Source organism: Candidatus Saccharimonadales bacterium (assembly GCA_040903985.1).
Taxonomy (GTDB): Bacteria; Patescibacteriota; Saccharimonadia; order QS-5-54-17; family QS-5-54-17; genus JBBDUI01.
The window spans coordinates 427,678-444,091 of record JBBDUI010000002.1 but is presented as its reverse complement, the minus strand read 5'-3'; the positions used below and the strand labels follow the sequence as shown (position 1 = coordinate 444,091).

The window sequence follows — 16,414 nt, the reverse complement described above, 5'->3', positions numbered from 1 at the left end:
GTGTATTATTCTACAATAAGATGCATGTTTTATTCAGTAAATTATGATTTAGCTTACCGGCATAGTCTGGTTAGCCACCGAGACCACTCCGATACCTCTGTATATTTTACTTAGTCTACTCTTCTCATCAGCGACCAGCTTAAGGCGTTCTAGAAGCGACTCCTCGATTTTAGTCGCTTCAGCCGCGCTATCCTCTATGCCGCTCGTGCGTAGATACTCAATTGCTATCCGCATCTGGCGTACAGCAATTCGTGGTTCAACTCCGGTAGGATTATCAAAGAACCAGGCGCAGCTCGATGCCGCTGCGAGCTTATGATACTCAGCTGCTAAGAGCTTAAGTGTCTGGTACCTCTCCTCGGCACCCACATTCTGAGGCGCATCCCACCGATTGAAGTATTCCCGCTCAGTAGTCTCTCCTTCCACTAGTCGGATATAGTCATCCCTCATCTCCCACGGCTGGTCGAACCCAAGTGTTACTAGATTTTTCTCATATACAGCGTCTATACCTGCGGCGAATTGTCCGTATGCTGCTTGCAAATCGTACTTCCATCGAACTACGACAGCCCCGTCTCGCTCACCGGTCCAGCGCTCAAGAGTGTGAGCTTGTCCTGTGGCTCCCTCACCAGCTGAGTTCTCTACAACTTTTGTTTCGGGTAGCTCTACCTTATCCTTAACCCTAGCCATAAAAGCCGACGGTGTGCTCCATCCCAAAGATTTAGCTTCATGGGCAGCAGCTGAGGCTACTCTCTGGGGTAGCGCCCCTTTGAGATGCTCAAGATCGGTAGCCTTAAGTGACAACTGAGCAAAGTGATCGCCGGGAGTTTGCCCAGCTAGCATATCATCTTTCCAACTGTCTAACCCCTCCTGAATGCCTTCAGGGTTAGAGCCATCGTAGTTATTATAAAAATTATGCCAGCCTGGTCGGTGACTCGTCTCGAGTAATACTGTCATATCTCCAGACTCACCGGCCGGCACGTTATAGCCCGTAGGAGTACCTACAGGACCTTCAAGTTGACCGGGGAAACCATACGTCCACTCAAAACCGGCTCGTTTAGCCTCAGCTAGTACTTGGCTATTCATGGCCATTTCTGGTAACCAAATCCCGGTTGGTGAGACGCCAAAACGACGCTCAGTATCATATCGACCCCAACCAATGAGCGTACGTTGATCACGAACGGGTAGCAGGGGAAGAATTGCGTGAAAATACGGCGTGCTAAGCACATTATGAGGCTCGCCGGCACTCTCAAGCGTTTTAGGGGCAGCGATGAACTTCTCATACACTTCAGGATGTTGGCGCTCTAGATAGGTAGCTAGAGTAGGGGCTAAATCGAATGACATATGCTCCAAACTGCCGCTACTGGCCACTGGCTCATATGCGAGTGCCGTCTCGACATCGTTCCAGTTGCGCCACTCTGGATGGTCCGGATGCTCGGCCGACACTTCTGCCGCTTCATAAATAGTGCCATCGGCTGATTCACGAGGAGGTTGGTAGGCGTGGCCATGCATCCCTACATAACGCGAGGCTACAGATTCATTAGATTTTTCAGGTCCGATTGACATGATTTATATACTATAGCATAAGATTAGCATATAATCAATACTTTACCCCTGTCGAATCTACTTAAATTTTACTCCAATGTATTTACAAATAGAATAAAATATGGTAATATATGCTCCTGCGAAATATGACCATAAGTTCGCACGCAACTTGAAGTAGTTACACACAAGCAAGTTTCGGCACCCCACCTCATGAGGAGTGAACGATGCACAAGATTCACGTCCGTCTCGTCATCAGCATCATGCTGATGCTCGGGCTGCTCACTACTGCCCCAGCGGCGGCAGTCGAAGGACCATCCACCGTCGGCCCCTCCATCACGGAGGACGTCGGTGCTGGTGGCTCTATTTTCGCCGAGGTTACCAACCTCCGCGTAGCCTTCACTACCCCGATTGATGGCGAGCTGTCGCTCGAAATCGTGCGGGAAGACCCCGTCCAAGGATGGGGTCAGCTCTTCACCATCGTGACCGCCGCTCCCGAAGCCAGTCCAGAAGAACCGCTACAGCTCGATCTGTGGCTTAGCGGCCCTCTGGCCAATAGCAACTTGGTCTTACTCCGCGACGGCATGCCTGTCGACTGGTGTGACGACCCGTTCAACTACGGCACCAGCCCAGACCCATGCTGGTTCGGCTATGGTGGCGGACCAGGGCTTGTGACGTACGGTGTACTCAGCTCCCAGCCCGGGACCTGGACCATCGGTGCTATCTCGAGCGCCTGCCCATCCATGCTAGTCCCGGATGCTGGCTTCGCCGACACCAAGGACAACGTCCACGAACGAGCCATCGATTGCCTCACCTGGTGGGGAGTCAGTGGCGGTGCCGACACGACGCATTTCGCGCCGAGCCAGAATGTGACCCGCGGCCAGATGGCGGCTTTCTTGAGCCGCTTGATGGAGACGGCGTACCTCTGGCACCCGCCACTGAACTACAACTTCAGCGACGTCGGTCCGAGGGCTGCCCACCGCACTGCCATCAACCAGATGGCGGCCTTGGGCATCATCAATGGCTATTCCGACGGTACCTTCCGTCCGGACCAGCCGGTGACTCGCGGCCAGATGACCACGATGCTCGTCAACACGTACGAGCACATCACGGGCACTGAGCTCTACAGCACGGGGACTCCCTTCTCCGACATCGAAGGCAACGTCCACGCCGAGAACATCGGCAAGGCTGTCGCCAATGGTCTCATACTGGGGAGAGGCGGGAGCCTGTTCGACCCGAACAACTCTACCACTCGCGGCCAGACCGCGAGCGTACTCAGCCGCGTCCTGGACCTTCTGGTTCTGGACTACTGGGTGGGGTTGCCCCTCGACATGTAACTACGTCAACCCTGAGGAGCCATCGATACTGATGGCACGCCCCTAACTCTTGGGGCATCCTCACCCCCGCCGGCCGGGTGCACCTGTGATGGCGATGGATTCTATCCGTCGCCGCTCATCACAGCGTGCCACCCGGCCGGTTTTCTTATTTATCCTAATCTTTATAATTTATCGATCGTCTCGCAGCACTAAAACGGCACACCAGAATATTATTCTAGAACCCCCTACTCCTCAAGTGCTCTTCGGAATCATCCACGCCATTTCCAAACAACAAGATAGACACATATCAGAGCGCATCATCTAGCGGCATAGAGTATCCTCACCGAAGAGAACGTCCATACAGGCATAACTTGCTAACTCACTCTTTATCTCTAGCCTCCGACTCCAGAATAGCTACCACCTCATCTAGCCCTTCTTGCTGAGCATAAACTATCGCATCTTCTACATCTTCTAGGTAGGCCTCCATCTTACCCATGCTGCGCCGGATCAACCCCATCTCTATAATCAAACCGATCTGCGCCTTCATACGTGCCTCACCCGACTGCTGATCCACAAGATCCTGAGCCAGTTCATGATATGTAATTGCCGCTTGACGGTAATACTCGGTGTCTCTGGCAGCCAGCCATTCTGCTTTTCGCTGGCGTAACTCTGCTGTCTCTATAAATCCTAAATTGTGAGGTAGCTCCTCTATGGATGCAGGTTCTTCCATGCCGTCTTCAAAAGCAGATTTAGTTGAGTCTATGTCCTGATTCTCTGGAGCAGTCATATTATATTCATATAATAAACAGGCTGATTGGTCAAGCACTTGCACGATCTCCTGTGCTATTCTGTCATCCTAACACTTAGCAATGATGGAGATGAGGGCTGCAACCTCTTAGCCTTCTAGCTTGGCAGTGCGTATAAATGATCTTAATTTGTCGTAATCTTTATAGCCATCCGCCGCTTTAGTACCCGAGTTTACATCAACACCGAATGGTTCTACTTGGCGTATTGCTTCAGCAACATTATCTGGGTTCAATCCGCCTGCTAAAATCACCGGAATATCTAGCTGCTTGACAATCTCTTTACTTATACCCCAATCATGAACTCTGCCTGTACCGCCGACCTGATCGGTCGCAACGCTGATAGTATCGAGCAAGACCGCATCTACTACTCTAGAATACTGCCTCGCTAACTTCACCGACTCTTCACCTGTTACATGTACGGCTTTATAGATCTTGATATATGGTAGCTGATTTTTTATAGTCTCGGCTTGCCTAGGGTTAGTTTCCCCGTGTAACTGGATAGTACTGACGCCGAGCTTCTGTGCGAGCGGAATAATCTCCTCCGGAACCACAAGATGCGTAACGAGCACCGTAGAAATGAACGGCGGTAGCTGTTCAATAATCCCTACTGCAGCTGCTTCACTAATGAAATCCGGAGAACTATGACGCTGACCAACTAAAAAGCCTATTGCATCGGCACCATACTCCACAGCTTTTAGTGCATCTTCAAGCCTTCTATTCCCGCAAATCTTTACTCTGACCATAAAAACTTCCCCTATCAGAACTCGCTAATAACTATCTTATGCATCGCCATCATCTTAGAGTAGGCACCTGGCTTCTTCATTAGCTCTTCCATATTCTCAGGTATCACCTGCCAGCTCAGACCAAATTGGTCTTTGCACCAACCGCACTGCTCGGCTTCGACTACACTAGATAATTTCTCCCAGAAATAATCGATCTCTTCTTGGTCCTTGCAGTAGATTGCAAACGATATCGCTTCACTGAACTTAAACTCTGGCCCAGCGTTAATTGCTGTGAAATGCTGTCCATTAAGCTCAAATTCTACGACCAGTGGCTTTCCAGCCATATCAAGTTGAAAATCTGCGAGCCCCTCTTCGGCACTTTCAGGATAGTTCTCAATAGAAATTATTCTACTATTAGGGAATATCGATGTGTAATATTCAGCCGCTACCTTAGCATTACCGTTGAACCACAAGTTTGGCACTATCTTTTGTTGCACTCCACACCCCTTTGGTTATTAGAATACCGCCTTAATTATAGCAAAAAGCGAGTATAGCGAATGTCTACTTGATGACCTGTAGACTAAATGCTCTCGGCTTAGAAATCATTAATAGACTGCCCAGCCCTACTATATCTCCGCAATATTACTTACTGGCATCGTAATCCTTTGCGCTCTCATAAGCATGCTTGGCGATTTTCTCTAGCACCTTCATGTCGATGTCCTCTAGCTTGTTGGCATATATGCAGCCCTTACCTCGCGTGTGCTTACCGAGCTCGGACAGCTCGGCGGCGAACTCATCGGCATCGCATGAGAGATATAGCGAGATTTTTGCCTTGCGGGGGCTAAAGCCGATTTTGAACCAGTCCGCCTCACACTTACTCTTGCTCACATAGTGATATTTGCCAAAGCCGATCATGCTCGGCCCCCACATTCTGGGCTCTTCAGTCGATACGCGCTGCATCATCTCTATTAGCCTATACGCTTCATCACGTCGCTTTTCACTAACTGTTTCTAAGAATTCATCGACGCTCTGATCGGTTACTTTCGTCTTTGGCGTATATGCCATTCGTTCAACCCCCTTTGCAAATTAAAACAGGCTAATTACCAGTGCCGCAGCCACGAGTCGTACCAGTGCCTCGCCTGCCTGAATCAATATTTTTGGTGCGATGTCCTTACCCTTAGTGCCGCCAAAGATTACGCTCGACACATCGGTCGGTAGGACAAATCCAGCCCACACCAAAAACGCAATCAGCATCGGGGCTATGTCGGGTAGTAACGCCATCATGTATGCCAGTACTACCGCTGAAATTACTGTCATCAGTAACTGTAAACCGTAAAACGGGCCCATACTAGCCGCCATCTCTTTCTGCTCTTTCTCACTCAAGGAACCGAGACCATGCATCTCGCCCCACTTATTAGCAAAAAATACCATATACCACACCGCCCCTATAGCAAACATTACTAGGGTTGCCGAGACTACTGCTACTATATTTATCTCCATATTTTTTCCTTAATACTTACAATCATTGTAGCACCTGCCAAGTATTTACGTCTTCCAGAGAACTACCTTGAATTTTGCGCACCTACCGTCATTTATACTAGAAACACTGATCTAGAACTAAGATTATAGAGCTAGACAAGCACCGGCCTCTATCACCGAGCTTAATGTGGTGTCTAACCTAAAGCTTCCCATACAGGCTTTGAACCATTCAGCAGGGTCTTAGTACGTTTCTAGAGGCTCCCCGCCAGCATATATATGGCCATGCCGCCCATAACGGCGTACTCAATTAGACTGACTTTAGTAAGTGGCACCTTTAGAACCGTGCCGAGGCAGGCACAGTGAAACATCTCACGTTTAGCCAATTTAATGCCAACACCAATGCATATGATAATTGACATTAATATTGTGAAGCTATGCAGATATGGACTATCTATAGCCAGTAGGTACAAGACACCTAAGCCAAGTTCGATAAATGGGTAAACATAACCCCAGCTGTACCAGCGCTTAGATATAATGTCGTACTCGGCGTAACCCATTGCAAAACCCGAAAGGTTTATAAACTTAAAGAGCGAGAAGAATACAAAGAAGAAGCCCATCGTATAGGCCATCAAATTAAATAGCGAGAACTCAGTCAGCTGTGCAACTACTAAAGATGATCCAAGTACATAGCCAATCACAACAATTAACGGCAACCAATCGGTCCATGGAGTTTTAGGTACGGCTAAGGCGCTATCTGGCTGCAAGTGATCGTGATGGTCGTGATTCATGACTTGCCCCTCACTTTGCCTAGCTCATAGACCACAAGCAGTTCTTCCACGGCTCTATCTACATCACCAGCCGTAAACATATCTTTAATATGAGTCCGCAAATGATTCTCCAGAACAAGCTTGTTTAGCGAGCCTAGGGATTTTTGCACCGCAAGACTCTGGGTAATGACGTCCATGCAGTAATCATCCTTCTCAATCATCTTCTGGATGCCACGCATCTGTCCTTCGATAATCTTGGCTCGATGAAGCGCTCGCTTTTTAATATCTTCAATCATGATTAAAGTATATACCCCTATGGGGTATTATGGCAAATATTTATGAGCATGGATGTATGGGAGATAAGGAACTGTCCGGCACAAAATTGGACATTTCCTTATAACTCAGCTTGTCGATCTTGAGCCAAGCAAAGAAACAATCTGATTAACAACATGCTCGATCGACTCATTAGCGTTAATATCATATTCGTCCTCTACTGCTTCGAGTAGATTCTCAGCCATCCACGCCGATAGAGCCTCTTCACTAGTTGTTGGGTTAAAGTCTTTCTTCCTCCCCTCTGCCACCACGCGACTCTTTAGGGTGACTTCATCTGCGTTAAGCTTGAAGATATACGCTTCTATCCCAACCTCCTTAGTAATTTCGAGATAAGGGTCGATGGAGCTTTGTCTACTGAACCCCCTAGCTACAATCGCACTCTTACCGTCTGCTAAAAGCTTTCTGGCCATAGCTCGTTCTAGTGTATGGATCTCATCATACATGCCCTCATCATTGCCAACTATGTTTGCGAGAAATGTCAAAATAGCGTTGTGATCTATGAATGTGCCCAGTCCGTGTGCAGCTAACGTTTGGCCGACTGTGGTTTTACCGCTGCCCGGATAGCCACGTATGATAATTAGTCTCTGATCAGTCATATGCTAATAATAGCAGTATTATATTAGTCGTTCACTCTATAAATAATCGGACGGGTAGGTCGCAGAACCCGATCAGCCTTCGTAATACTTAATTGTCATATGGCCTTTTGTTCGGATATAGAACTGAACTATAGAGATAGTGCAGATTTTCAATCCACCTAGACTGTCTAGCATTAACTCTACACAATTCAAATCTGAGGGCGATCGGACTCGAACCATTTGCAGTGGTGAGAGCTTAGAGAATAGTACAGAATTGCATAGAAAAACCGATCTACTACTAGCTGCTTGACCTGGCTTCCTTTAATACACAGGTTACTAACTTCTAAAGTAGCTGAGAAACTTGAGCCAATAGTGGAATCCGTAGTTTATAATCTAGGCTATGGCAGGTATAACCACACATATAGTTCTTTCTCAAAAGGCACTTAGCAGCTTTTTGCCGGACAAAAACAAAGAGGAGTTTATAGTTGGAACCAGCTTTCCGGATATTCGATATCTGAATGTAGTTAGCCGTGAACAAACACACCTTCAGAAGGTTAACCTAGAAAGCATCGAGCATGAACCCGACTCCTTCACAGCTGGATTCAGATACCACTCTTTAATAGATGAAGCTAGGGAGAGCTTCATTCTTAAAAACAACATTTACACTATACTGCCTGAATCTCCGTTCATCACCCAGGCATTGAAGATTTACGAGGACAAGGTCCTGCTAGATAAACTGAGCAATCGAGCCGGGATTATACGGTATTTTGATAATATCTTGCCGGCAGAAGAAGAGTTTGCTATACCTGTAGTCAAGCTAACTAAATGGCATAAATTAATCCAGGAGTGGTTATCTAGTCCAGCCGAAGAACCTGACGTACGACTTGTGCTAGCGGCTCTTAGCTTCGATAAAGAACAAACAAAAGAAATAACAGAGCTCATTCACAAAATTGAGGATATACCGATAATCAAAGATATTACAATGCGATTATATGAGGACCTTGAAACTATTCTAACAGTAGAAGCTTAGTTAAGATCCGTTTCTTCATTAAGTTTTAAGTAAGCATTAGTTAGTTTAAGTTAATTTAGCTCGTATTAATACGCAGGTTACGAACATCTACCGCTACTAATAGTAGAGAAACAGAGTTTTTAAGCAAGTCTTACTCTATAAGGCTTAAATCACCATTAATTATGATCGGCTGCATAGCTATTATTTCTGTCTCGTAATGAGGCATTTTCGGGATTGGGCTTAGTAAGTAGATTTTTTGATGAAGCACGTGTGCAAATCCCATTTCCAGAAACGTATTACCGCCAATATAGTTTCTGATACTGTGTTTATCATAATTTGCAACTAATAAAGCATCTGCACCTTGCATTGATGTCCAAAACTCTCGGATTGCATCATGATTGTATTTTTGCTCCAGCTTGATCTTTTCTTTTTCCTCATCAGTTTTCCCAACAAACGCCGGGCCAAATCTACTCATAAAAGCTTGATGGCCCATAGTCTCTAGCTGCTCACACAGCTCCATCATCCGTTCTGTAAACTGCATACTGCCTGCAACACCAATTTTCATAATCTTATCATAGCAAAAAGAGGCCCCAGTAGTCTCTTTAGTTTTGTTTAGCAACAGCTAGTTATAGTCAATATGGCTCGAGGTTGTAGACGTACTACGAAAAGTAGCTACTTCATGACATGAACTAATTCCCAGACGTGCCCATCAGGATCTTGGACGTAAGCTACTTCTTGACCCATAACAAAGAGGCTGAGGTTTGCGAGCTCAATTACAATAGTCTCCTCCTCAATTTCTAAGGCTTCGAGCTGGAAGCATTTTTTATAAAATTCAAGAGACTTGTCTAAATCTCTGGAGGGAATACACGTGACGACACTTTTTGGTTCCATACGTTTATTCTAAAACAAAAGTTCGAAAAAGCCGCTTGGAATGGCGAAGCTTTCATATAAATATTTATATGAAGAAGCTAAGACTAATCATAGCAAGATGATACACTCATAATCTCTCGACTAATACATTCGTGCTTGACTACCCAAAGAAAATGTAGCTAGGGCTTGAGATTGGGTCAGGCTCTACTGCCTCGGTTATGCCTTGATTATATGAAATCTCGCCAGTATACAATTCTCCTATCGGTGCATAGATAACTACTGCTTTCCCAGCCTCTCCATGCCAGCCCATAACGCGAGATGCTTCAATCTCAACGCATGATCTATAGCCAATCAGCCCCTTTCTGTCCTTGGCGGGGTGCTCCAGCAAAAGCTGCTTTACTCCTAGCACCCTACCTTCTATATATGCCGACCAATGAAGTGTATCTACTGGGTACACTAGCTCGGGTTTAGCACCAGAACTATGAAGCGTATCGTAGATATATCTTGCAGAGAGAGTTGCGGAATTACCAAAGTCTACGATTTCAGATAGTTTCTGTGCAGCAATTTCGTTTAGATCTTTTAACCGAGCCTGTTCTGAGGTGGCAAAATGTGCTTCTAGGATCTGCCTGTAAGCCTCGATCCCTAATTCATCAATCTCTGCTTGTAACTCAATCAACTCTGACTCCACTTCGCAGCACGGAGTTCTATTCGGAAAGCCTTGGCGAGGTGGCATCATTTCATTCATATTTATTACTGTAGCCTAGCTAGGCTACATTGCAATCATAGGCATAATGAACAAGTACTTCCTAGGCCACCTATACTTACTCTTGGCTCTTTGTAGTAACGGAAATTAGAACTTCCTATCGTATGGTCAGTGAACATCAACTCGAAAAACAGTTGTATCACGTTCAATAGCACCATTCGCATGGTAAAACCTATGGGCAGCCTCTTTACTAGGTGCAGATGTAAAATTTAGAGTGCTAACACCTTGTTCTCTACACCAGGAGATCATCTCTTCCCATATTCCTATTCCTATTCCTTGTCCTTGTGTATCGGGATGCACAACAAAATCTTCTAGGTAACCTTTCTTACCAGCAGCTGCACCCATTACCAAGCTAAGTGTAGCAGCACCAATAATCCGACCTCTCTGTCTAGCGACCAGCTGATCATGAAAAGCAGAAGAGATAATTGCATCTAGGAGCTCGGTATCAATCGGCTCGCCACTAAAGCTACTGGATAAAAATGGCATTAGCTTACCTAGCTGCTCAGCATCCTCTAATGAGTACTGGGCCAGACGTTCAACATTAACTTCAGACATATACAAAAAATGCTACAATAATCTCATTATGTCAAAACATAAATGATGTAGATTCACCCTCAGTTATGAATAAATTGGTTCTAGTATACATCTAGAGCGTTTATACTTGGCTTGTATTCTCGTACTAAATACGAATTATTGGACGCAACATCAATTTTATAGTATAAAAGAATACACCAGCACCTTCACAAGGAGACTGCAATGGAACTCAACGGAGTGCTTGCCATTCTGTCTGTCGGAATCAGCGGAATCATCCTGCTCATGGCCTTCTACGGATTCGATACGCTCTACAGGCGTGCAACCATAACCATAACACCCATACGGAAAATTTCTGTAGGGGTGTTCCTGGTTGTAGCAACGGCGATGCTTATAGCCACAGTCGCTGTCGCCTCCATGGCCTACACCGATTTCGCCATCCGGAATAATGCCCCTGAAATTGTCCTAATAATCGGAGCCGGGGCTATGGCAATAGCAGGCCTGATTATGGCCTGCTGCCTTCTCTTCCTGCTCTACTGCCTTGTAGCGAATGTCTTTTGGGGCATGGAAGTGGGGCTCTGAGCGATCTACAAGAAGGCTGGACGACAGTGTGGTCAGAGGTATCGCGCACATTAACGCGCCCCTGGCCACACTGTCAAAATCTCTTATCACATACAGAATTCGGGTACCGCACAAGACGAATGCCCGAATTTATTTTCTAATATGGCTCAACATACTGATTTAGAACTACAGTACGCCTGGACGGCCGTATGTCTTACGACACAATTTTATCTTTTATGAAGTCAACTGTTTCAGTCGCGGATAATGTTTCTGATATTTTATATTCGTTATCGTATATAGCTGATGCTTTCGGCTTGTAATACCACTGTCGTAACTCTTTTTCGCCAAACTGATTAGACTTTTCTCTGTTGGAGTGGCGGTGGATGGTTGTTTCTAGCGAAACATCAAAATAATAAATGAAGTTACTCTCAGGATGCTTCTCAAGCAAATCTGAAAGCAAGTCGGGATAGTCTTCTGATCTATAGAACCCATCGATTATCACATCATAGCCTGATTCGAGCGCTATAGTCGCCGTGCCCATAAGCATTTTTGCTGCCGCAGGATAATATTCACCCTTTTTATCTAGAAAGTCACCCCTAAAAACATCGAAGTCCAGGAGAGCAACATTATTCTCCATAGCTTGCTTTAGCAACTTTGCAACCGTAGTTTTGTCACTTGCAGACGGTCCTCTTAGTATTATCAGATTTGTCATATATTCATCATACCTCAAGTTGAAAACACAGGGATTTAAAAAAGCCCAGATGCATAAATATATCCTGGACTTCTTGTCACATACATACTATTGGCTCCAGGTGGTAATGGAAGTTAGAACGTTTTATTCAGCCTCACGCTCTCTATGAATTTCTAACCATTTTTGTAGTCTACCTCTAGAGTCTTCGTAAGCTTGAGTATCTTCTGGATCACAGCTTCCCACAGTAAATCTGAATTCGTCTATACCACTAGGTTCACCCATTCCATACATGGCACTTACTCTCTCGCGTAAGATGTAAGTCGTCTTGGGTTTAACTCTACGCCCAAACAGCAATAGCGACCTATCTTCTCGTTCTACTTCAAATTCAACATTCCAACTGGTTACGATGCCCCTGGATATCTCAACAACTCTGCCGTTATTTAGAAAAGTCACTTCTTTGTCCTCTTTGCCGCGATAGGTATGCTCTCTAGTTTCGGCTATGTATTCATCACACTCTGTTGCTACCTGCTCTTGTAGGGCATGAATTTGTTCGATAGAGTCTTTCGGGTAAAAATCTCTTTCAGTCATAAAAATACTATATCATAAAAATATAGTATTTACAATTCTGGCTCCGGAGGTCGGATTCGAACCGACAACAATCGCCTTAACAGGGCGGCGCTCTACCATTGAGCTACTCCGGAATGCCTCTACATTGTATACACTACTTATAGACCAGTAAATAACTTTTTGAAATACGGGCGGCTCTAGCTAATACGCTCGCACTACTCCGGTCACTACACCTTGGATCTCCAGGCCTTCGTCTGCCTCCACATAGATCGGCTCATAGGCTGAATTGGCTGGCTGCAAGCGTATCCGTCCATCCTCACGGTAGAAATGCTTCAGCGTAGCAGAGTCGCCACCGATCATCGCTACTACTACATCGCCGTTTTGCGGTACTCGATTCTCCCTCACTACGATGTAGTCGCCGCTAAGAATACCGTCCTCGATCATACTCTCTCCCTGGACCTGGAGCACGTAGCTGGTATCGCTTTTAATCATGAAGTTCGGCACCTGCAAGGTCTCGTTCGGATTATCCAGGGTGGTAATCGGCTCCCCGGCCGCAATCATACCCATAACCGGCAGGCCACGCGTATCAATGGTATCGACCTCGGCATCGACCAGCTGAATTGAGCGGGCTTCGTTATTACGCTTATATAAGAACCCTTTATTAACGAGGTTCTCGATATGCTGCGCTACTGTAGCTACCGAACTGTAGTGCAGTCCATCCATAATCTCGCGAAAGGTTGGCGCGTAGCCATTTTCTGCTGCAAAGGCTCGAATGTAATCGAGCATCTGCTTCTGTTTTTTGGTTAATGTTTGCTTCATATCTCGAGTATAGCGAACAAAGGGCGAAAATGTCAACAATCCACCTGACTGAACTAATCAGAATCCTCCTATCAAGCGACTACGTTTACATTCACCTGACTTTATAGTTTCATATAACTACATTCTACGGCTCTTTGTTCGTGGAGTCCCTTGACAGTCGCGTTAGAGCGTAGCAGCCCCGGAAAGGAAACATCATGTTCACGACTGGTGACATACTGTTACTCCTACTCGTCCTGATACTGCTGGTCATATCGGCACGTCATGACATCAGAGTAGCGCAGAACCTGCCCCTTACCCGCCTCGTGGCTAGTGTCAGCATCTTCAAGTCGATCCTGTTCGCGGTCATCGTCATGATGGTATTGGTCTGGGTTATACCCGGCGCCGATCTGCCGTTTCTAGTACGTTTCAATCCTGCTCCGCCCTAGCCACCTCTCGCCCGGCCCCGGTGTATCGATGCTTCTGGTGCTTGACCGCACCCAGCACACATATACACCGGGGCCTTTAATCTGTCTCGGTTTGAACAGCCGCTTCTCTAACCCACTGTGAATGCTCCTTGTGACAAATCAACAACCCCCTTCCGGTGCGAACTACCGCTATATATTAACGCTGAGGCTACCCCATATAAACATGGAGGGGTCCCGGTCTAATAATCGTCCGAACCGCATCATCATATGACATCACTTTTCTCTTTTCGATATACTAGCTAGGATAATTAGGAGTAAATTTATATGCCCAAGCAAACTGTCGCTATCGTCGGGCTCGGATATGTAGGATTGCCGCTCGCCCTGCTAACAGCCGAAAAAGATTATGAGGTAATCGGCATCGACCTCGATACAAAGAAGAATGAACTTATCAACCAGGGGAGATCTCCCATCACGGATGATTTCGTCGATAAACGCCTTGGTAAAGTAAAGCTTCAAGCTACCGACAAGGCGGATGAGTTAAGGACAGCCGATATCATCATCGTCTGCGTACCCACTCCGGTTCATCACGACTACCAGCCAGATCTTGGGCCACTTAAAGGTGCCTGCACAACAGTAGCTCAAAACCTTGCCAAAGGTACCTTACTAATAATCGAATCTACGATTAATCCCGGCGTGTCAGAAGAGGTGCTACTTCCGTTACTAGAAGAAGCATCCGGCCTAAAAGCCGGTGAAGATTTCGATCTGTCGCACTGTCCGGAGCGAATTAACCCCGGGGACGAGAAATGGAACGTCCAAAACATCCCCCGAGTCGTCGGAAGTTACACTCAAGAAGGACTCGATCGTACTGTAGCCTTTTATGAATCGATTCTCGATGCAGCCGTTAAGCCGATGGGGTCTCTTAAAGAGGCAGAAGCCGTTAAGGTGGTAGAAAACTCATTTCGGGACGTAAACATTGCCTTCGTTAATGAACTTGCGATGTCTTTCTCTACTCTTGGTATCAATGTCGTAAATGTCATCAATGGTGCTGCTACCAAGCCCTTTGCCTTCATGCCACACTACCCGGGCATGGGCGTAGGCGGCCACTGCATCCCGGTCGACCCGTACTACCTCATTGAATACGCCAAACAAAGTGGTTTTAATCACGAATTCCTCATGCTCGCCCGAAACATCAATAACGGCATGCCAGAATTTGCCATTGAGCAGTTGATAGATGGGCTAAATGAAGTCGGCATTGCTCTTAGTCGAGCTAGGGTAGCAGTCTTAGGTCTATCGTATAAGCCAAACGTCGGTGATGACCGCGAAAGCCCCTCATACGTTTTAATCGACAAGCTAAAGGATAAAGGAGCCGAAGTAACGACATTCGACCCCTACTTCACTGAGCAATCGAGCGCGAAAAGTCTAGAAGCTGCTTGTGAGGGCGCAGAAGCTGTGGTTATCGCTACTGCCCATAAAGATTTTCTCGACATGGATATAGATAGACTCAAGGGTGCCGGCATAAAAGTAGTCATCGATGGCCGGAACTGCCTGGATAAAAGCAGGATAACAGATAACGGAATTACATACCGGGGTATCGGCGTCTAGCCAACTCAACCGAGTGCAAGTAACTCTGTACAATGATAAAATTAGTCCTATATGAAAAACCTATTAGTTACCGGGGCGGCCGGCTTTATCGGCGCCAACTTCGTCCACCACGTCATGAATAACCGCGACTACCACGTCACTGTTCTGGACTCACTAACCTACGCCGGTAATCGCAAGAACCTAGAAGATTTGCCCGCTGCGCGGTTTGAATTTGTCGAAGGTGACATCTGCGATGCCAAGCTAGTAGATAAGCTGGTGGCGAGCACTGATGCTATCGTACATTTCGCCGCCGAATCACATGTGGATAACTCGCTGGCCGGACCTGAGGCTTTCGTCAATACCAATATACTCGGTACCTTCCGCCTGCTCGAAGCGGCTCGCCAGCACAATACTCGCTTCCACCACATCTCAACCGACGAGGTCTACGGCGACCTACCACTCGACGCCCCGGAACAAAAGTTTAATGAGTCCACCCCCTACAAGCCCTCTAGCCCTTACTCAGCCTCTAAGGCCGGCTCGGATCATCTGGTCTATGCCTGGTTCCACTCCTTCGACCTACCCGTCACTATCTCCAACTGCTCCAATAACTACGGCCCCTACCAACATGTGGAAAAGTTTATCCCCCGGACCATCACTAACGTATTGATAGATGAGCAGCCTAAGCTCTACGGTCAGGGCGAAAATGTCCGCGACTGGATCCACGTCGATGACCACTCAGCGGCAGTGCTACTCATCCTAGAACGAGGAACTCTAGGCGACACCTATCTCGTCGGCCCCGACAACGAGCGCAGCAATAAAGAGGTGCTTGAAACCATCCTAGAAGTGATGGGCAAACCGCGCGATTGGTACCAGCACGTCACCGATCGACCAGGCCACGATCTACGCTATGCCATTGATGCTGGCAAGCTTAAGCGCGAACTAGGCTGGGAGCCACAGCACGACTTTAGCTCCGGACTGGCTGCCACCGTCGAGTGGTATCAGAATAACCGCGACTGGTGGGAGCCGCAAAAAGCCATGACAGAAGATAAATACAAGCAGTTAGGACGATAGCGGCCATGCTTGC

At 46.8% G+C, this 16,414-nt stretch carries 21 protein-coding genes and 1 tRNA gene; 5 read left to right on the top strand and 17 right to left on the bottom strand.

Annotated features, from left to right (window positions below; all coding sequences use genetic code 11):
* Positions 1 to 48: 48 nt before the first annotated feature.
* Positions 49 to 1,560 (bottom strand): DUF3536 domain-containing protein, encoded by a 1,512-nt coding sequence (locus WD467_02335; protein ID MEX2452726.1) that lies wholly within the window; start codon positions 1,558 to 1,560, stop codon positions 49 to 51.
* Between the two features lie 203 nt (positions 1,561 to 1,763).
* Here WD467_02335 and WD467_02330 point away from each other — a divergent pair, with 203 nt between their 5' ends.
* Complete coding sequence (locus WD467_02330; protein MEX2452725.1) at positions 1,764 to 2,873, top strand: S-layer homology domain-containing protein; 1,110 nt, start codon at positions 1,764 to 1,766, stop codon at positions 2,871 to 2,873.
* Between the two features lie 358 nt (positions 2,874 to 3,231).
* On the opposite strand, the gene WD467_02325 is transcribed toward WD467_02330, so the two are convergent.
* The 8 genes from WD467_02325 to WD467_02290 all read right to left on the bottom strand — a co-directional run bounded on the left by WD467_02325 (position 3,232) and on the right by WD467_02290 (position 7,555).
* A complete protein-coding gene (locus WD467_02325; GenBank protein ID MEX2452724.1) occupies positions 3,232 to 3,639 on the bottom strand; it encodes a hypothetical protein in 408 nt (135 codons plus the stop codon).
* Between the two features lie 108 nt (positions 3,640 to 3,747).
* On the bottom strand, positions 3,748 to 4,401 hold the full coding sequence (locus WD467_02320; protein ID MEX2452723.1) for a phosphoribosylanthranilate isomerase: 654 nt from the start codon (positions 4,399 to 4,401) through the stop codon (positions 3,748 to 3,750).
* Between the two features lie 14 nt (positions 4,402 to 4,415).
* On the bottom strand, positions 4,416 to 4,877 hold the full coding sequence (locus WD467_02315) for a VOC family protein (GenBank protein MEX2452722.1): 462 nt from the start codon (positions 4,875 to 4,877) through the stop codon (positions 4,416 to 4,418).
* Positions 4,878 to 5,022: 145 nt separating this feature from the next.
* A complete protein-coding gene (locus WD467_02310; protein MEX2452721.1) occupies positions 5,023 to 5,445 on the bottom strand; it encodes a DUF1801 domain-containing protein in 423 nt (140 codons plus the stop codon).
* A gap of 21 nt (positions 5,446 to 5,466) precedes the next feature.
* Entirely contained in the window at positions 5,467 to 5,880 is a 414-nt protein-coding gene (locus WD467_02305) for a DUF1761 domain-containing protein (protein MEX2452720.1), read from the bottom strand.
* 230 nt (positions 5,881 to 6,110) lie between these two features.
* Entirely contained in the window at positions 6,111 to 6,647 is a 537-nt protein-coding gene (locus WD467_02300; GenBank protein ID MEX2452719.1) for a MauE/DoxX family redox-associated membrane protein, read from the bottom strand.
* Entirely contained in the window at positions 6,644 to 6,922 is a 279-nt protein-coding gene (locus WD467_02295) for a metal-sensitive transcriptional regulator (protein MEX2452718.1), read from the bottom strand. The genes WD467_02300 and WD467_02295 overlap by 4 nt, the downstream gene beginning before the upstream one ends.
* Positions 6,923 to 7,027: 105 nt before the next feature.
* On the bottom strand, positions 7,028 to 7,555 hold the full coding sequence (locus tag WD467_02290; protein MEX2452717.1) for an AAA family ATPase: 528 nt from the start codon (positions 7,553 to 7,555) through the stop codon (positions 7,028 to 7,030).
* Positions 7,556 to 7,934: 379 nt separating this feature from the next.
* Here WD467_02290 and WD467_02285 point away from each other — a divergent pair, with 379 nt between their 5' ends.
* Positions 7,935 to 8,564 (top strand): hypothetical protein, encoded by a 630-nt coding sequence (locus WD467_02285; GenBank protein ID MEX2452716.1) that lies wholly within the window; start codon positions 7,935 to 7,937, stop codon positions 8,562 to 8,564.
* A 130-nt stretch (positions 8,565 to 8,694) separates the two neighbouring features.
* Here the strand turns inward: WD467_02285 and WD467_02280 are convergent, their stop codons facing one another.
* From WD467_02280 to WD467_02265, 4 genes are all read right to left on the bottom strand, one after another.
* A complete protein-coding gene (locus WD467_02280; protein ID MEX2452715.1) occupies positions 8,695 to 9,108 on the bottom strand; it encodes a hypothetical protein in 414 nt (137 codons plus the stop codon).
* Positions 9,109 to 9,215: 107 nt separating this feature from the next.
* Positions 9,216 to 9,434: a hypothetical protein gene (locus tag WD467_02275; GenBank protein MEX2452714.1), complete on the bottom strand. Its 219-nt coding sequence runs from the start codon at positions 9,432 to 9,434 to the stop codon at positions 9,216 to 9,218.
* Between the two features lie 139 nt (positions 9,435 to 9,573).
* The gene (locus WD467_02270; GenBank protein MEX2452713.1) at positions 9,574 to 10,158 is read right to left on the bottom strand and encodes a hypothetical protein; all 585 of its coding nucleotides are present in this window, start codon (positions 10,156 to 10,158) and stop codon (positions 9,574 to 9,576) included.
* A 126-nt stretch (positions 10,159 to 10,284) separates the two neighbouring features.
* A complete protein-coding gene (locus tag WD467_02265) occupies positions 10,285 to 10,731 on the bottom strand; it encodes a GNAT family N-acetyltransferase (protein ID MEX2452712.1) in 447 nt (148 codons plus the stop codon).
* Positions 10,732 to 10,932: 201 nt separating this feature from the next.
* Here WD467_02265 and WD467_02260 point away from each other — a divergent pair, with 201 nt between their 5' ends.
* On the top strand, positions 10,933 to 11,289 hold the full coding sequence (locus WD467_02260; protein MEX2452711.1) for a hypothetical protein: 357 nt from the start codon (positions 10,933 to 10,935) through the stop codon (positions 11,287 to 11,289).
* A 193-nt stretch (positions 11,290 to 11,482) separates the two neighbouring features.
* On the opposite strand, the gene WD467_02255 is transcribed toward WD467_02260, so the two are convergent.
* The 4 genes from WD467_02255 to lexA form a co-directional block, all read right to left on the bottom strand.
* Positions 11,483 to 11,980 carry an AAA family ATPase gene (locus tag WD467_02255; GenBank protein MEX2452710.1) on the bottom strand — a complete coding sequence of 166 codons (498 nt, stop codon included), beginning with the start codon at positions 11,978 to 11,980 and terminating at the stop codon, positions 11,483 to 11,485.
* A gap of 123 nt (positions 11,981 to 12,103) precedes the next feature.
* Positions 12,104 to 12,547: a hypothetical protein gene (locus WD467_02250; GenBank protein MEX2452709.1), complete on the bottom strand. Its 444-nt coding sequence runs from the start codon at positions 12,545 to 12,547 to the stop codon at positions 12,104 to 12,106.
* A 38-nt stretch (positions 12,548 to 12,585) separates the two neighbouring features.
* A tRNA-Asn gene (locus tag WD467_02245) sits at positions 12,586 to 12,660 on the bottom strand.
* 67 nt (positions 12,661 to 12,727) lie between these two features.
* Positions 12,728 to 13,345 (bottom strand): transcriptional repressor LexA, encoded by a 618-nt coding sequence (gene lexA / locus WD467_02240; GenBank protein ID MEX2452708.1) that lies wholly within the window; start codon positions 13,343 to 13,345, stop codon positions 12,728 to 12,730.
* A 728-nt stretch (positions 13,346 to 14,073) separates the two neighbouring features.
* Between lexA and WD467_02235 the strand changes: the two genes are divergently transcribed.
* Entirely contained in the window at positions 14,074 to 15,351 is a 1,278-nt protein-coding gene (locus WD467_02235) for a nucleotide sugar dehydrogenase (protein MEX2452707.1), read from the top strand.
* Between the two features lie 51 nt (positions 15,352 to 15,402).
* A complete protein-coding gene (gene rfbB, locus WD467_02230) occupies positions 15,403 to 16,401 on the top strand; it encodes a dTDP-glucose 4,6-dehydratase (GenBank protein MEX2452706.1) in 999 nt (332 codons plus the stop codon).
* Positions 16,402 to 16,414: the final 13 nt, after the last annotated feature.

Excerpts from the sequence above, each read along its gene's own strand:
- WD467_02310 (MEX2452721.1), bottom strand. The coding sequence starts at position 5,445 with ATGGCATATACGCCAAAGACGAAAGTAACCGATCAGAGCGTCGATGAA.
- WD467_02275 (MEX2452714.1), bottom strand. The coding sequence starts at position 9,434 with ATGGAACCAAAAAGTGTCGTCACGTGTATTCCCTCCAGAGATTTAGAC.
- WD467_02265 (MEX2452712.1), bottom strand. The coding sequence starts at position 10,731 with ATGTCTGAAGTTAATGTTGAACGTCTGGCCCAGTACTCATTAGAGGAT.
- WD467_02325 (MEX2452724.1), bottom strand. The coding sequence starts at position 3,639 with ATGACTGCTCCAGAGAATCAGGACATAGACTCAACTAAATCTGCTTTT.
- WD467_02280 (MEX2452715.1), bottom strand. The coding sequence starts at position 9,108 with ATGAAAATTGGTGTTGCAGGCAGTATGCAGTTTACAGAACGGATGATG.
- WD467_02260 (MEX2452711.1), top strand. The coding sequence starts at position 10,933 with ATGGAACTCAACGGAGTGCTTGCCATTCTGTCTGTCGGAATCAGCGGA.
- WD467_02255 (MEX2452710.1), bottom strand. The coding sequence starts at position 11,980 with ATGACAAATCTGATAATACTAAGAGGACCGTCTGCAAGTGACAAAACT.
- WD467_02235 (MEX2452707.1), top strand. The coding sequence starts at position 14,074 with ATGCCCAAGCAAACTGTCGCTATCGTCGGGCTCGGATATGTAGGATTG.
- WD467_02295 (MEX2452718.1), bottom strand. The coding sequence starts at position 6,922 with ATGATTGAAGATATTAAAAAGCGAGCGCTTCATCGAGCCAAGATTATC.
- WD467_02320 (MEX2452723.1), bottom strand. The coding sequence starts at position 4,401 with ATGGTCAGAGTAAAGATTTGCGGGAATAGAAGGCTTGAAGATGCACTA.
- WD467_02270 (MEX2452713.1), bottom strand. The coding sequence starts at position 10,158 with ATGAATGAAATGATGCCACCTCGCCAAGGCTTTCCGAATAGAACTCCG.
- WD467_02305 (MEX2452720.1), bottom strand. The coding sequence starts at position 5,880 with ATGGAGATAAATATAGTAGCAGTAGTCTCGGCAACCCTAGTAATGTTT.
- WD467_02285 (MEX2452716.1), top strand. The coding sequence starts at position 7,935 with ATGGCAGGTATAACCACACATATAGTTCTTTCTCAAAAGGCACTTAGC.
- WD467_02250 (MEX2452709.1), bottom strand. The coding sequence starts at position 12,547 with ATGACTGAAAGAGATTTTTACCCGAAAGACTCTATCGAACAAATTCAT.
- WD467_02300 (MEX2452719.1), bottom strand. The coding sequence starts at position 6,647 with ATGAATCACGACCATCACGATCACTTGCAGCCAGATAGCGCCTTAGCC.
- lexA (MEX2452708.1), bottom strand. The coding sequence starts at position 13,345 with ATGAAGCAAACATTAACCAAAAAACAGAAGCAGATGCTCGATTACATT.
- rfbB (MEX2452706.1), top strand. The coding sequence starts at position 15,403 with ATGAAAAACCTATTAGTTACCGGGGCGGCCGGCTTTATCGGCGCCAAC.
- WD467_02330 (MEX2452725.1), top strand. The coding sequence starts at position 1,764 with ATGCACAAGATTCACGTCCGTCTCGTCATCAGCATCATGCTGATGCTC.
- WD467_02335 (MEX2452726.1), bottom strand. The coding sequence starts at position 1,560 with ATGTCAATCGGACCTGAAAAATCTAATGAATCTGTAGCCTCGCGTTAT.
- WD467_02290 (MEX2452717.1), bottom strand. The coding sequence starts at position 7,555 with ATGACTGATCAGAGACTAATTATCATACGTGGCTATCCGGGCAGCGGT.